Raw genomic sequence first — 14,317 nt, 5'->3', positions numbered from 1 at the left:
CGCGAGCCCAACCGCCAGGTGGCGGTAACTCGAGCAAAGACTGAGTTCCGACGGCGGTTCTCTCGCCGACGCACTGGGTGGCATGATGAGAATAACTCGTCTTGACCAAAGGATTTCACGTGTCTGATCTACGCTCTGAGCCAGCCGAGCTGTCTGCCAATGTCAGCAATCGACCACGCTACGATCGCGAGTTGGCCACATTATTACAAGCCAATCCAGAACTCACCATCCCACCATTTAGCGCGGAACTTGTTGCGCAAATTCGCACGACACACGGACCTTCCGAACTTGAAGCACTACTCGCTGACAGAGCTATTGAAACCTAGGAATACCAGGTGCCCGGCCCTGACGGTGCACCGGAAATCAAGCTGCTCGTCCTCCGCTCCACCGAGTTCAGCGGGCCTCGACCGGCGCTCTATTACATTCACGGCGGTGGCATGATCGTGGGCGATCGGCACGCCATCACACCGCAACAAGTGGACTGGGTGGAACAATATGGCGTAACGCTCATATCGGTGGAATACCGCTTAGCGCCGGAGCATCCACATCCAGCTCCGGTAGAAGATTGCTATGCCGGCTTGCTCTGGAGCGTAACACACGCGGCTGAATTAGGTATTGATGCGCAGCGTATTTTGCTTGGCGGAGTGAGCGCTGGCGGCGGACTCGCAGCCGCTACCGCGTTGATCGCCCGCGACCGAAAAGGCCCAACGCTAGTTGGACAATTGCTTGCCTGCCCAATGCTAGATGATCGGAACATTACCGTCTCCAGCCAGCAGTACGCCGGCTTCGGCCAGTGGGATCGAGAAAGCAATGAATTCGGCTGGGCCGCATTGCTTGGTGAAGGTCACCAGGACGCCGAGATTTCGCCGTACGCGTCACCTGCCAGGGCTACTGACCTCAGCGGCTTGCCGTCTGCCTATATTGATGACGGTTCGGCCGAAGTTTTCCGTGATGAGGGGGTCGACTACGCCAGCCGGTTATGGGCCGCTGGTGTGCAGGCCGAACTGCACATTTGGCGGGTGCTTTTCATGGATCGGAAAGGTTTAGCACCGCCTTGGTAAGTAAAACTGCTCAAACCGCCCGAGATTCCTGGTTACGCCGCATTTTGGACGTCTGAGTGCGCGTAAACTAACGGCGATGCACGAACTAACCGGCCGAATAGAGTCGCTTGACCCCCAGGCTAGCCAAAGCCTCAAAGTGATTAGTTACTTTGAGGCGCTCATCAATGGAAAAGTCAGCGTTGAGGCGCTATTGCGGGCAACCGTCACTTTGACCGGTTGTGCTTGCGGCTATCGACCTGCCGCTGGCAGATCAATTCGGCTGAGTCTTGATGGCCAACGAACCTCGCCGCACTTCGCGCCCGATCAGGGCGGCCAACGATTGACGCTCGATGACGGCGGTCAGCTGTGGTTAGAGCGCGACGGCGTCGAACACGCCAACGATGCTCTGGTGCTAGAACGGTTGGGCCTAGCAATAGCCATCGCCAAAGGCCGGATCGGTGAACCGCAACGGTATCTAGAGTTGGCCTTAGCTGAAGGTACGGCAGAATCTGATCGGGCTGCCGCTATTGCGGCATTGCAATTACCAAACGGGCAACGGGTCAAGGTGCTCGCTTGCCGGGTCGAATTCAGCTTGCCCGATGCGATTCACCAGGCTGTGCTGAGTACTCGACACGGGCTAGTCAGGGTCGGAATCAGCACTCAGCTTGACCGAGATTTCAACACAGTGCGCACTCCGTTAGGCATCGGCCGAGCTAGCTTTCCCTCGCGTCTGCGCGAATCATAGCAATCGGCGCTGGTGGCTCTGCTCATCGCTAGCCCGGACGAGCCAGTTGTCGATGCTACTGAGCTTGGTGCTGCAAGCCATTTGGGCACAGTACCAGCCTCGCAACTGGCCCTAGACCCAGATGTTGAAGCCCTCGCTGCCTTTGTCTCGCAGCACTCCTGGGCGTTGTCTACCGTTGATGCGCTATGCCGCAGCTCCAGTCTTCGAGCGGCGGCGGCCCGGCTAGGTCTGCACCACTCCACGGTTCAGCATCGAGTCGCAGAACTCCACGAAGCACTCGCCGTCGACCCGTTAAACCCTGCTGGCATATTTCGGTTGAACTGCGCCCGGATCGCGCTGCGACTCAGCTAAACTTGACCCGGTTTCGGATAGCCACCCAGTATTCAGATAACAAGAACCCACGTCAGGTTGCTATCGCAATGCTGGGTAGCTATCCGAAACGGGGCTGGCGAAAGACTCTAGTCCTGGAAGTACTCGATTTCGGCACCCAAGGTGTTGAGGCGCTCGGCGAGATCTTCATAGCCGCGCTCAATCACGTAGATGTTCCGCAGTTCCGAGGTCCCCCGAGCCGCAAGCATCGCAAGCAAAATACAGGCGGCGGGGCGCAGGGCTGGCGGACAACCAATTTCCGCAGCTCGCCAACGAATCGGGCCATCGACGTCGATCCGATGCGGATCGAGTAGCCGCACCCTGGCACCGAGCTTGTTCAACTCAGTCAAATAAATTGCGCGGTTTTCGTATACCCAGTCGTGAATCAGTGTGGTGCCTTCAGCACAAGAGGCAATCACCGCAAAAAACGGCAAGTTATCAATGTTCAGGCCAGGGAACGGCATCGGGTGAATCTTGTCCGGCGCTGCCTTCAGCTCAGATGGCCTCGTGGTGATATCAGCCAAACGTGTGCGCCCGTTTCGGGCCACATATTCTTCCGTCTTGCTGTACTTGAAACCCATTTGCTCAAGTACTGAAAGCTCAATTTCCATAAATTCAATTGGCACGCGACGGATCGTCACTTTCGATCCGGTGACAATACCAGCGGTAATCAGGCTCATTGCCTCGATTGGGTCTTCTGACGGCGCGTACTCAATATCGACGTCGATTTCCGCCTTGCCGCGAATTGTGAGCGTCGTTGAGCCAATACCCTCGACCGAAACACCCAAACCTTCGAGGTAAAAACACAAGTCTTGCACCATATAATTTGGGCTGGCATTGCGAATAACAGTTTTACCCTCGCGCAGCGCCGCAGCCATGATTGCGTTTTCGGTGACGGTATCACCGCGTTCGGTCAGGACAAAGGTTCGGTCCAGTTGGTCCGACGGCGGTGCTTGCACCGCATAAAAGCCGTTGTGCGCTTCAACTGAAAGGCCAAATTGGCGCAGTGCCTGCATATGCGGCTCCACGGTCCGGGTGCCAAGGTCACAACCGCCTGCATACGGCAGCCGGTACAAACCGCGTTCGTCCAGCAATGGCCCCAACAACATGATCACGCTGCGGGTTCGCCGAGCTGCCTCGACGTCCATCGAAGCCAGATCCAAAACCTCAGGACGGCGGATTTGCAGGTCATTGGCGTTAAGCCAAGTGCATTCAACGCCAATGCTGGTTAGTAACTCAACAATCCGGTTAACCTCTTCGATCCGCGAGAGTCGACGCAGCGTAGTGGTGCCCCGGTTGAGCAGCGAGGCGCAAAGCAATGCGACCCCGGCATTCTTCGAGGAATTGACATCAACGACGCCAGATAGCCGATGCCCACCAGTAACCCGAAGGTGCGTCATCTTCGATTTCACTGCGCCGCCGACATTGACGATGCTGTGCCCGAAAATAGTCTCCATCCGTTGGATCATCTTCAGGCTCAAATTTTGTTTGCCTTGCTCCATCCTGGCCACGGCACTTTGGCTCGTGCCCAGTTCGGCAGCAAGCTGGCCTTGCGTCCAGCCACGATCCAAGCGTGCATCACGAAGGATTTGAGCTACGGTCTCTGCGGTTTCCTGCACTTCAGTCGTCACAGACAAAAAATATCACAAATCGCATAAAATGGACAATTCTACACTCTAAGACTTGAAGTTCGACGTGATCTATTCGTTACATGCGATATTTTGGCATAAATTCAGTCACCAAAAAACAGGATTCCAGCTACCTAACATCACCGCGAGGCCAACCGATATGGCAATCATCGCCGTCGAGCCAGCTGCAACCCAGCTATCAACAGCAGTGAAGTGTGATTCCCGGGCCCAGCTGCGCGGTGCGGTACCAAATCCTTTGGCCTCCATAGTCACTGCCAATCTTCCCGCCCGGCGCAGAGCCTGAACTAACAAAGCCAGCCCCTGACCAAGTGAAGCCTTCAACCGACCGAAAATTCCAGCATTACTACCCACTCCGCGAGCACGTCGCGCCATGCCCAGCGTTTGCCATTCTTCGAGAAGTAGACCGACCAGCCGCATCGCCGCGAGTGCGCCCAAAACGAATCGTGCTGGCAACTTGGCCCGCTGAGCCAGGGAATCGGCCAGGTCGGTGGGATCAGTGCAAACCAGCAGGAGAATGCCCGGCAGCGCAATCGCCATACTGCGCAATACAACGGCGAGCGCCGACGTCAAAGAACCGGAGGTAAGTAGAAATGGCCCCCAGTCCAAGACCACCGCGCCGGTTTTCGCCGCGAGCAGTGCGGTGCCATAGCCGCCAGCTATCGCGGCCAGCAACACCGACCACCCTCGCACGAATAGTGTTCGGAGTCTAAGCCCGGCCAGCGGTAGAAGTGCCAGTTCCATTACTAAGGCTGCCGACGCCGAGACAACATCTAGGCTCAGGACCAAAGCGACAGCCAAGGCCAGTGCAGCCAGTAATTTGCTCAGCGGGTTGGCCCGGCTTAGTAGCGGTCCCCGAACTCCGGAGGCACTCATTGTTTCGACTCCGGCAAAGCTCATTGGCTAACCTGCAATTCCAAGCTGCTGCCACCAATTGCGGCACCGAAATCGGCGTCGTGAGTCACCGCAACCACGGAAACCCCTTCATCAAGCAATCCAATCAGCAGATCAGCTAGTTCTGCCCAAGTATTCGCATCCTGGCCAAAGGTCGGCTCGTCAAGGATCAATACCTGCGGACTCGCCGCAAGTACTGTTGCAACCGAAAGCCGTCGCTTTTCGCCGCCGGAAAGTGTGTAGGGGTTTGCTTCGCGTAGATGATTCAGCCGCAGCCGCTCAAGAATTTCATCCACCCGTTCAACGCCCCGACCCAAAAGCCGCGGTCCGAATGACAGCTCATCTGCCACGGTCCCGGTGACAAATTGGTGTTCAGGCTCCTGGAAGACTGTGCCGATTCGTTCAATGAGCTCCGCACTGTTCCAACGCAGCGGCTCAACGGCGCCGCCGCCCGCCAACTTCGCTGTTGCCTGAAGCACTCCGCCTGCTGGCGCCAATAGGCCACCCATGGTCAGGGCAAGGGTCGATTTCCCTGAACCGTTTGGGCCAAAGACCGTAAGCGCTTGACCGCCCTGAATCTGCAGATCAATTCCGCTCGCGACCGGTTCAACCTGGGCACTCGAACGACGACGGCGCCGCGCTTTGCGGGAGACGGCAAGTTCGGTTGCTCGCAGTAAAAGCGGAGCATTCGAGTTCGAATTGCGACGCGGTTTTGTGGCTGGAATTTCGTCAGGAAGCCACACTCCGGCTAAACGCAGCGATGCACGCGCGGGAGACTGCACATCAAGACTCTGGGCTGGGCTCCCATCGAACAGCACCCCTTGACCCGCTCCGCCCAAAACGATGATCCGATCGACAACTTCGAGCCAAACAGCAACTCGATGTTCGACGACGATTAACGTCGCACCGCTGTGCTCAACTGAGCGCAAAACAGCATCTCGAATTTCGATGACGCCAGCGGGATCAAGATTTGCCGTTGGCTCATCCAGTAGCAACAGCCCAGGCTGCATGGCGAGTAAACCGGCCAAACCCAGCCGTTGTTTCTGACCGCCGGAAAGCTTTCCGGTGGGATGGTCCAAAGGAAGATCGAGACCTACATCGGCTAGCGCGGAGCACACACGTGCCCAAATCTCATCGCGCGGCACGGCCAGATTCTCGGCGCCGAAAGCAACGTCGTCGCCAATTCGGGAGAGCACAACTTGAGCGTCGGGATCTTGCTGCATCAAGCCAACCCGGCCGCGTTGCAAAACTGGAGCAGCGCCAGAAAGGCGCAGCGAGCCAATTTCCTCCGCATCAAGATTATCGCCGAGCAGTCCAGCAGCCGCATGAAGAAATGTTGACTTTCCGGCACCTGATGGGCCCAGCAGCAACACTCGTTCCCCTGGTTCGATCCGGACGTCGAGGCCGGCTAGTGCCGGTTGCGGCCGATCGGCATGTTGCCAACCCCAAGCTGTCGCCTCAACGCTTAGCGGCGCGACCGTCGTCGCCGTACTGCCGAATCCTGGCATTCTCAGAACACTGGCTCCGCTGCAGCCTTACGTGAGGACAGATTTCCGAGCGCTCCGGTCCTTGCCAAGCCGCGTGTGGCTAACCAGGAAACCAGGCCAGCAATGAGCAGCCCGGAAATTACTGCAAAGACGAAATAAAGCACTTTCCAGCTAAATTCCCAAGCCACGTTGGAAATCAGGTTGTCGTTCAACCCCATCGCGGCGCCGGCCAGTGCTCCTGCGAGCAGCGCGGGCGGCAGCGTGAAACGTCGGTAGCGGAAAATAGCGAAGCCAATGTCTGCGCCAATGCCTTGCACCAGCCCTGAGAGCAACACCGTGAGGCCAAAGTGAGTGCCTAAAACGCCTTCGACCGCGGCCGCGATCAGCTCGCAGAACAATGCTGCGCCCGGTTTGCGAATTACTAGACCACCGATAACACCAGCAATAAGCCAACCGCCACCGTATAGGCCGCCAAGCGGCGGGAAGACGGTGAACACAGCTGATACGGGCCCGTAGAGCGCAGACCAAGCCCAAAAGACCCCGCCGACGGCTACGCCAAGCACCGCAGCGACCACGATGTCCACTACGCGCCACGAAGAACGCGCCGCTAAAGACTGATTTGTTGCCATGAGATCCTCCTTTCAGGAGGGGCGGCGTATTCGGTACGCCGAAGAGCACTCGACTCCCTTCGCCGGTACTAACCGGATCAGGTTCGAGGGTCTGCGGCTGTCCGCACTCTCAGCGCCCACCCTGCGGCGGCGCTCCCCTGTCGTTTGATTGCTGTGCAAGTTTACACCCACCACCCGACGTCGAGTGTCGACTTGTGGCGGTTAAACGACGTCAAAACCAACCACAAGTCGACACTCGACGGAAATGGTTAGGTCAGATCGCGTGATTTGTTGAATTTTGCCATCGCGCGCTGAGTGCCCCTGCTGGTCACGGTTTGAATCACTGCCGCAACAGTGGCCGAGACAATCGCAAAAGTCAGCGCAGATCGCAGGCTGTGTTCCAAGTTTTTACCGTCTTTTGGCGGCGCATTTCCGGTGGTTTTTGCCCAGACGGTGTCCACGATTTTATTCGCGGCAAAACCTGCACCGAGGCTAATTCCAGTGGCCAAAAGTTTGAAGAGCAGATTCATATTCCCAGCCTACTTCCCTCAACCTATTTCAGCTTGCCAAGCTGCGCAGGCGGAACGCAGCTTACGGTGTTTTTGTAGTCCAACTGCGCGGAGGCAGACCATGAATCGCCCCGGTGTGTCCGGAGACTTTCTTGTTTGAGAGGATCAGGACATGGCAGGGAAAACTACGACACGGTATCCGCAGGAGTTGAAGGATCATACGGTGCGCATGGTGGCGGAGATGGAGGGTGCGTCTTCGGCGTGGGCGGCGATGCAAAAAGTTGCCCAGCTTTTGGGTGTGGGTGTGCCGGAAACGGTGCGTAAATGGGTCCGGCAAGCCGAGATCGATGTTGGTACTAGAACTGGAACAACGAGCACGGAATCGGCCGAGCTGAAACGGTTACGGCGTGAGAACGCTGAGCTGAAACGGGCGAACGCGATCCTTCGGAGTGCTTCAGCTTTTTTCGCGGTCGAACTCGACCGCCACAAAACTGATCGTGAAATACATCAAGGACCATGCCGGTCACCGCGAGAATAATGGATTGCGGTGGGGTGTCGAGTCGATCTGCCAGGTGCTTACTGGGACGGGGTGAAGACCACCCCGTCCACGTACTACGAATGGGTGGATAAAACACGATCTCACCGAGAACAACGTGATGAGGTGCTCAAGCCCGTGATCCAGAAGGTGTATGCCGCTAATTACGGGGTTTACGGCACCAGGAAAGTCTGGTTGGCGATGAACCGTGAAGGTGTGCCGGTGGCCAGGTGCACGGTAGAACGGCTCATGGGGTTACTTGGCATACAGGGTGTGGTCCGTGGCAAGGTCAAACGCACCACGATCAAAGACTCGAAGGCGGCCCGAGCGAAGGACTTGGTCCGCCGTGATTTCACACCAACGGCACCGGATCGGCTATGGGTAGATGATTTCACCTATGTTTCGACCTGGTCCGGGTGGGTCTATGTTGCCTTCGTGATCGATGCTTACTCTCGGAGGATCCTGGGCTGGTCAGCGAGTGCTTCTATGAACACCGTGCTAGTGCTCAACGCAGTTAATCAGGCAATCTGGAGTCGTGAACGGGCCGGGGCTGAGATTTCCGGGGTGATTCATCATCACGATGCCGGGGCTCAATACGCCTCCTTGGCCTTCACCGAACGCCTGGCCCAGGCCGGTATCCGCCCCTCGATCGGTTCTGTGGGTGATAGTTACGACAACGCCTTGGCGGAAACCATCAACGGGCTTTATAAGACCGAGCTGATCAAACCCGGCAAGCCCTGGCGGACTCTAGAAGAAGTCGAAATCGGCACCGCTGAATGGGCCGATTGGTACAACCACCGAAGGCTCTACCAGTACTGCGGAGACATCCCACCAGTAGAGCTAGAAAACCACTACTACAATCACTACCAGAGCACGGCAGCCGCCGACAGGCTCATCGTCTGAGAAACCCTCCGGACACACCGGAGCGATTCACCAGGGCGATTCACCGGGGCGATTAAATTTGCCACTTCTGACCTTGTTACCGCTGGGAATTGCGATCCTGGTCGAGAAGAAGATTCCTGGCATTACCTTTTTCCGGACGTCGTTCTACCTGCCGGTGATCGCGAGCGCCGTCGTCGTCGCCTTGCTCTGGAATCTTGTTTTAGACGACGGCGGTGTGGTGAACAACATTGCGCAATCGCTGAAGTGGGTACGGGGCCCAATTCCCTTTCTGACTGATCGCTGGCTGGTTGTTTTTAGCTCAATCAGCCTCACGGTATGGAAGGGACTGGGCTACTACATGGTGATTTACATCGCCGCCCTGGGCAACGTCTCCAAAGATCTGCACGAGGCTGCCGCACTGGATGGTGCGGGAGCTTGGCGGCGGTTTTGGTCAGTTACGGTGCCGGGCGTGCGCGGCGCCATGATCTTGGTTGCGATCATGATCTGCGTATCGGCCCTGCGAATCTTTACCGAGCCGTACTTCCTCACCAACACCACCGGTGGGCCAGGCGGCTACGCGTCAAGCTTTGTGATGATCATTCAACAATACGCGCGCGGACTACTCGGTAATTTGGGCTACGCCTCCGCGCTGTCCGTGGTCTTGTTCTTCGTCTGCCTTATCCCGATGCTCATTCTGGCCCGGCAGAACCGGAAGGAAAGCTAATCATGGTAAATATCGCTGAACAGGATTCCCGCCGGGCGGCCTTGGCCGCTGAATCGATCACCAACAGGCCAAAGCGGCCACGCAGTCGTGGGTTTAATAGTTCCTCGCCGCGTGAGCTGGTCATTCGTTACGTCCTGCTGTTTATTGTGTTGGCGATCAGTATTGGTCTCTTCCTGTGGCAACTGTCCACGGCCCTCAAATCACCTTCGGAGGACATCTACGGCGCGGCGAGCGGACTCATTCCGCAAAACCCAACCGTGGAAAACTTCGGTGCCGTCAACAATGCCATTCCAGTGATGAAGTACATCGGCAATTCGGTCATCGTGGCCATTTTGGTAGTGGCCGGAAATGTTATTGGCTGCACTATGGCCGGATTTGCGCTGGCTCGCCTTAAATTTCGGGGACGCAATCTGGTTATTGGGCTCATCCTGGTGACCATGGTGCTCCCGGGCGAGGCGACCATCATTGCGCAGTTCGTCACGGTGAAAGAAATTGGCTTGGCGGACACTCTGCTCGGCGTCGCCCTGCCAGGCATGCTCAGCATGATCAACGTTCTGTTGATGTGGAATGCCTTCCGGGGCGTACCGGAAGAAATCGATCAAGCCGCAATCGTCGACGGCGCCAATGTCTGGCAGCGGATTCGTTACATCGGGTTCCCCGCAGTTAAGGGCACGCTGGCCATTGTGCTGATTTTCGCCTTTATTGGCACTTGGGACGATTTCCTCTGGCCGCTAATCGTTTTGAACACACCAGATAACTTCACGCTCACCATGGGTTTGCAATATCTCAAAGGCACTTTCAGCAACGATCCTCGTCTGATCGCGGCAGGTGCCATGATCGCCTTCATTCCCATCGCCATCGTCTTTGTGCTCGCACAACGCTGGTTCTTCCGCGGTGTTGGTGAGGGTGCGGTCAAAGGCTAATTCACCAAAGCTCGGCTACGTTCCAGCGTCGGGGCGTATCATCCATCGTCAAGGAGAGTGTCCTGCCAAAGGAAAAGTCAGGTCATTCCACAGCGCCGAATACTGGTATCAGCCGGGCAATGTTTATTCGCTACGGAACTCTAGGCGCGGCAGCGGCCATCGCGGCACCCAGTATGCTCAGCATGGGTGCCAGCCCGGCCTTTGCCGCCGATGTGCCGCAACCGACCGATCCGAACGCTCCCGGCCCGGTACTGCCGGACGGCCGGGGTGGAGGTATCCCGGCGGGGCCGGCGTCGTACGGGTTCTGGGCCAGCGACATCACGGGCTGGAGTCCCGATCTTGACCCGAATGCCAAGCACTTTGTCTGCCACATCCCACGCGCCGCTCGAATCGCGCCGTTCGCCGCTACCCAAGCGCACCCGACCCTCGATCCCGGTACGCAAGTACTTACGATCGATGGCGACTACCGTGGCAGTATCTACGACGAACGTGCTCGCGCCATCGGCGATGAATCCTACGTCTACACTTTCCGTTACTGGCAGTATTTGGATGTTTTCTCCAGCTGGCACGGTCAACTCACACCGAATGTCCCCGCGGACAAGGTGGCGGACAAGAACGCTTCCGGCCGCACTTACGGTGTCCTCGAAGTGCCCAATACCGGTTGGACCGAGGCCGCACATAAGAACGGTGCACTGTCGATTGGTTGCTGGTTCTGGCCTCGGGATGGCGCTAGCTTCAGTGATTTCGTCAAAAAGATCCCGGATGGCAGTTACCCCGTCGCGGACAAGATGATCGAGATCCGCAAGTACTTTGGCTTTGACGGCTACTTTTTGAATCAGGAAGCGACGGTCTCCGGTACGGACGCCAAGGCTTTCAAGGCCATGGTCGCCTATTTAAAATCTAAAGATCCGCAGTGCTACTTGCAGTATTACGATGCGATGCTGGAAAGCGGCTCGTTGTCCTACCAAAACATGATCAATTCGAAGAACGTCGGCTGGCTCGGTACCCCGCAAAAACCTCTGATGGATTCGATTTTCATGAACTACGGCTGGCTGCGCGGATGGGGTGTTAGCGGCACTGGTGGGCCGGATCCGGATCTGACCAAGAGCGCAAAAACGTTCATGGACAAGGGCTTTGATGCGAAGAAAGTGGCTTACGGCACTACCGAGTTCCAGCAAGGCGGCTTCAACCCCTCCGAGATTTTTGGTGGTTTAGCTACGCCGAGCAAGAACCCGCCGGTCAGTTGGGGCATGTTTGTGCCTAGCGAATTCTGGAATCGCGGCTGCAGCGACGGCACAACGCGGACTGTTTTGGGCCGTTCGCTGTTCCGCGATCTGGAACAAAAATTCTGGTCTGGGCCCAAGGGTGATCCGGCGCAGAGCGGACGGATTAGCGAACCAACCCAGCCATATCGGCAGAACACCTGGGACACCAATCGCTTCGACGGCGTCGCGCATTCGGTCGTGGAAAAGTCGCCCTATTCATCGCTACCGATCAATACCAACTTCAACATCGGCGTCGGCTCCTATTTCAATCTGCAAGGCGCGAGTGCCGCAATCAAGCCCTGGAAAAACGCAGGGCTTGCCGATCCGGTACTCAGCTGGCAGTTCTGGTCCAGCGATAAGGCCGGAACCACAAGCAAAGTCACCCTGGACGAGACGGCGGCGTGGGAAGGTTCGCATTCGCTAAGGGTGCAAAGCACCGCTGGCAATAAGCCAGAGACCACGCTGCATCTGTTCAAAACTGACCTCGCAATCGCACCTTCGGCGACGGTGACAGTTATGGCTAAGACCGCGTCGACCGTTGCCCTGTCACTGATCCTGGTACCAAAAGCCAGCCCGACGACGGTCAGCCCCGTGGCGCTTTCGGCTAGCGGTCCGGCGGTCAATGGGTGGACAGCATACACCGCCGCGCTGCCTAGTTCACTTGGCCAAGTAGCGAAAATCAGCCTTAAGTTCACCGCGACTGGTGCTCTTGACCTCAACCTTGGCCAAGTCCGGATTGGCGGCAGCGGCTCGGCCCCAGCTGCGCCGAAGAATTTCACCGCGCCTTCGGCTAGCACCACGAGTCAGGGCGCCGACGTCTTTTTCAGCTGGAACAAGAGCTCGGACGCCTACGCCTACGACGTCTTCGTCGTCGATGGCCAAACCCGAAGCTGGCTTGGCCGCTGCCACCGAGACTGTTTCTTTGCCACGGGGGTAGCTATTCCAAGCAACAGAACACTTAACTTCGCACTAGAGGCCATCTCCAAAGGCGGAACCCGCTCGAGCGTCACAACGACCACTTTCCAGCTCTAGCGTCGAGTGTCGACTTATGGCTGGTAAATCCCTCGCAAACCAGCCATAAGTCGACACTCGACGAGGTTGAGCAGCACAAAGAAAAGCCCCGAACTCGCATCGCGAGTTCGGGGCTTTTCTTGAATCAGGCGTTGAGTTACTTGAGGGTAACGGTTGCGCCAGCTTCTTCGAGCTGAGCTTTTGCCTTCTCGGCAGCTTCCTTGGTGGCGCCTTCGAGAACAGCCTTCGGAGCGGCGTCGACAACGTCCTTTGCTTCTTTCAAGCCCAAGGAGGTCAGCGCGCGCACCTCCTTGATGACTGCAATCTTCTTTTCGCCAGCGGATTCGAGGATAACGTCGAAGGAATCCTTCTCTTCCTCTGCAGCAGCTTCGCCGCTGCAGCCTGCGGGGCCAGCAACTGCAACAGCAGCAGCGGTGACCTCGAAGGTCTCCTCGAACTGCTTCACGAACTCGGAGAGCTCGATGATGGTCAGTTCCTTGAAAGCTTCAATGAGCTCGTCGTTGGTGAGCTTTGCCATGGTTGGCGCTCCTTCTCTTCTTCTTTGACCGCGTGGGCCGGGTCTGAATCCTGATTCCGTTGCGGACCAGGTTGGTTCCAGGGCTTGCGCCCGCGGAGACTAAGCCTCGGTAGGAGTCTCGGTCTCAGCAGCAGCTTCGGCCGGGGCCGCTACTGCTGCTTCTTCGACTACTACCTCTTCGGCTGCCGGAGCAGCTTCAGCGGGAGCTTCCTCAGCGGCCGGAGCCTCTACAGGAGCAGCCTCTTCGACCGGAGCAGCCGGAGCGCCCTCGGCAAGCTTGATGCGCAGCGCGTCAATGGAGCGCGCAGCTGCTGCAATCGGAGCCTTGAGGATGCTGGCAACCTTGGTCAGCTGCAGTTCACGGGATTCGAGTGCTGCCAGTGCGGCAACCTCGCTGGCGTTCAATGCCTTGCCCTCGAAGATACCGGTCTTGATAACCAGTTCCTTGTTGGTCTTAGCAAAATCCGTCATGCTCTTTGCTGCGGCGACAGCGTCGCCCTTGATGAACGCGATTGCGGTCGGGCCGGCGAGCTGACCTTCGAAAGCGTCAACACCAGCTTCCTTCGCAGCAATAGCGGTCAACGTATTCTTGACGACCGAGAACTTGGTCTCGGCGCCCAGGGATACGCGCAGCTCTTTGAGCTTCGCAACGGTGAGCCCACGGTATTCGGTCAGGACTGCTGCGGTGGATTCTTTGAAATCGGTGGTGATTTCCTCCACGGCTGCCACCTTGTTCGGCGTTGCCATAACCCTCCTTCCGGGATTTCAATGCCGGTGGAGCGGGTCCTTCAACAACAATGCCCCGCGCAGATGCACGGGGCTAAGCTCGATCCGACGTGCATTCAGCATTTCGGAGAACATTGCTTCGTTCACCTGCGCAGGCCATTCTCAGAAGAGAACTTTCGGATCGATGTATTTACCGAGGATTCAGCGCACACAACTAATCAACCGGCGGTCTTTGGTAGCTCAAGCTTACGGCATCATCGCGAAGTGCACCAAATCACCCTATCTGGCAGCGAAAGATCGGTCTCAGAGCCTCAGATCTAGACAAAGCACGGTCTTATCTTTTGTGAAACCCATTGCGTGGTTGATTCGGAGCATTGGCTCGTTTTCCTTTAGCATTGTCAGCGTGTATCAGCCC

General features: G+C 57.2%; 14 protein-coding genes, 1 pseudogene and 1 riboswitch. Of the genes and pseudogenes, 8 read left to right on the top strand and 7 right to left on the bottom strand.

All coding sequences use genetic code 11. The features are described from left to right. The first annotated feature begins 119 nt into the window (after positions 1-119). The 4 genes from RSAL33209_RS04355 to RSAL33209_RS04340 all read left to right on the top strand — a co-directional run bounded on the left by RSAL33209_RS04355 (position 120) and on the right by RSAL33209_RS04340 (position 2,136). Entirely contained in the window at positions 120-326 is a 207-nt protein-coding gene (locus tag RSAL33209_RS04355) for a hypothetical protein (protein WP_041684438.1), read from the top strand. Positions 327-335: 9 nt separating this feature from the next. After that, positions 336-1,061, top strand: a complete 726-nt coding sequence (locus tag RSAL33209_RS04350) for an alpha/beta hydrolase (protein WP_012244440.1) — start codon at positions 336-338, stop codon at positions 1,059-1,061. 76 nt (positions 1,062-1,137) lie between these two features. After that, positions 1,138-1,785 carry a hypothetical protein gene (locus tag RSAL33209_RS04345; RefSeq protein WP_012244439.1) on the top strand — a complete coding sequence of 216 codons (648 nt, stop codon included), beginning with the start codon at positions 1,138-1,140 and terminating at the stop codon, positions 1,783-1,785. A gap of 12 nt (positions 1,786-1,797) precedes the next feature. Continuing rightward, the gene (locus tag RSAL33209_RS04340; protein WP_012244438.1) at positions 1,798-2,136 is read left to right on the top strand and encodes a helix-turn-helix domain-containing protein; all 339 of its coding nucleotides are present in this window, start codon (positions 1,798-1,800) and stop codon (positions 2,134-2,136) included. Between the two features lie 107 nt (positions 2,137-2,243). Here RSAL33209_RS04340 and RSAL33209_RS04335 read toward each other — a convergent pair whose 3' ends face one another. The 5 genes from RSAL33209_RS04335 to RSAL33209_RS04315 form a co-directional block, all read right to left on the bottom strand. Beyond that, complete coding sequence (locus RSAL33209_RS04335) at positions 2,244-3,791, bottom strand: UDP-N-acetylglucosamine 1-carboxyvinyltransferase (protein WP_012244437.1); 1,548 nt, start codon at positions 3,789-3,791, stop codon at positions 2,244-2,246. 99 nt (positions 3,792-3,890) lie between these two features. Beyond that, on the bottom strand, positions 3,891-4,700 hold the full coding sequence (locus RSAL33209_RS04330) for an energy-coupling factor transporter transmembrane component T family protein (RefSeq protein WP_012244436.1): 810 nt from the start codon (positions 4,698-4,700) through the stop codon (positions 3,891-3,893). After that, the gene (locus tag RSAL33209_RS04325) at positions 4,697-6,202 is read right to left on the bottom strand and encodes an ABC transporter ATP-binding protein (protein ID WP_012244435.1); all 1,506 of its coding nucleotides are present in this window, start codon (positions 6,200-6,202) and stop codon (positions 4,697-4,699) included. Before RSAL33209_RS04325 ends, RSAL33209_RS04330 begins: the two co-directional genes overlap by 4 nt. Before the next feature lie 2 nt (positions 6,203-6,204). After that, positions 6,205-6,810, bottom strand: a complete 606-nt coding sequence (locus RSAL33209_RS04320) for an ECF transporter S component (RefSeq protein ID WP_012244434.1) — start codon at positions 6,808-6,810, stop codon at positions 6,205-6,207. 37 nt (positions 6,811-6,847) lie between these two features. Next, positions 6,848-6,959: riboswitch (TPP riboswitch) on the bottom strand. A gap of 99 nt (positions 6,960-7,058) precedes the next feature. Then, the gene (locus RSAL33209_RS04315; RefSeq protein ID WP_012244433.1) at positions 7,059-7,319 is read right to left on the bottom strand and encodes a DUF4235 domain-containing protein; all 261 of its coding nucleotides are present in this window, start codon (positions 7,317-7,319) and stop codon (positions 7,059-7,061) included. Positions 7,320-7,470: 151 nt separating this feature from the next. On the opposite strand from RSAL33209_RS04315, the pseudogene RSAL33209_RS16895 reads away from it, so the two are divergent. The 4 genes and pseudogenes from RSAL33209_RS16895 to RSAL33209_RS04290 all read left to right on the top strand — a co-directional run bounded on the left by RSAL33209_RS16895 (position 7,471) and on the right by RSAL33209_RS04290 (position 12,659). Continuing rightward, a pseudogene (locus tag RSAL33209_RS16895) lies at positions 7,471-8,736 on the top strand (IS3 family transposase). A gap of 58 nt (positions 8,737-8,794) precedes the next feature. Then, a complete protein-coding gene (locus RSAL33209_RS04300; protein WP_012244431.1) occupies positions 8,795-9,439 on the top strand; it encodes a carbohydrate ABC transporter permease in 645 nt (214 codons plus the stop codon). A gap of 2 nt (positions 9,440-9,441) precedes the next feature. Beyond that, a complete protein-coding gene (locus tag RSAL33209_RS04295) occupies positions 9,442-10,362 on the top strand; it encodes a carbohydrate ABC transporter permease (RefSeq protein WP_012244430.1) in 921 nt (306 codons plus the stop codon). Positions 10,363-10,481: 119 nt separating this feature from the next. Further along, positions 10,482-12,659 (top strand): endo-beta-N-acetylglucosaminidase, encoded by a 2,178-nt coding sequence (locus RSAL33209_RS04290; protein WP_012244429.1) that lies wholly within the window; start codon positions 10,482-10,484, stop codon positions 12,657-12,659. 136 nt (positions 12,660-12,795) lie between these two features. Here RSAL33209_RS04290 and rplL read toward each other — a convergent pair whose 3' ends face one another. Next, complete coding sequence (rplL, locus tag RSAL33209_RS04285) at positions 12,796-13,176, bottom strand: 50S ribosomal protein L7/L12 (protein WP_012244428.1); 381 nt, start codon at positions 13,174-13,176, stop codon at positions 12,796-12,798. 99 nt (positions 13,177-13,275) lie between these two features. Continuing rightward, entirely contained in the window at positions 13,276-13,923 is a 648-nt protein-coding gene (rplJ, locus tag RSAL33209_RS04280) for a 50S ribosomal protein L10 (protein WP_012244427.1), read from the bottom strand. Positions 13,924-14,317 lie beyond the last annotated feature (394 nt).

It is taken from the genome of Renibacterium salmoninarum ATCC 33209, from assembly GCF_000018885.1.
Lineage (GTDB): Bacteria > Actinomycetota > Actinomycetes > Actinomycetales > Micrococcaceae > Renibacterium > Renibacterium salmoninarum.
This window is presented reverse-complemented; position numbering and strand designations above follow the sequence as displayed.

Bases quoted from the DNA above. Each gene is read 5' to 3' on its own strand.
- RSAL33209_RS04325 (WP_012244435.1), bottom strand. From the start codon at position 6,202: ATGCCAGGATTCGGCAGTACGGCGACGACGGTCGCGCCGCTAAGCGTT.
- RSAL33209_RS04315 (WP_012244433.1), bottom strand. From the start codon at position 7,319: ATGAATCTGCTCTTCAAACTTTTGGCCACTGGAATTAGCCTCGGTGCA.
- RSAL33209_RS04295 (WP_012244430.1), top strand. From the start codon at position 9,442: ATGGTAAATATCGCTGAACAGGATTCCCGCCGGGCGGCCTTGGCCGCT.
- RSAL33209_RS04345 (WP_012244439.1), top strand. From the start codon at position 1,138: ATGCACGAACTAACCGGCCGAATAGAGTCGCTTGACCCCCAGGCTAGC.
- RSAL33209_RS04290 (WP_012244429.1), top strand. From the start codon at position 10,482: ATGTTTATTCGCTACGGAACTCTAGGCGCGGCAGCGGCCATCGCGGCA.
- rplL (WP_012244428.1), bottom strand. From the start codon at position 13,176: ATGGCAAAGCTCACCAACGACGAGCTCATTGAAGCTTTCAAGGAACTG.
- rplJ (WP_012244427.1), bottom strand. From the start codon at position 13,923: ATGGCAACGCCGAACAAGGTGGCAGCCGTGGAGGAAATCACCACCGAT.
- RSAL33209_RS04330 (WP_012244436.1), bottom strand. From the start codon at position 4,700: ATGAGCTTTGCCGGAGTCGAAACAATGAGTGCCTCCGGAGTTCGGGGA.
- RSAL33209_RS04320 (WP_012244434.1), bottom strand. From the start codon at position 6,810: ATGGCAACAAATCAGTCTTTAGCGGCGCGTTCTTCGTGGCGCGTAGTG.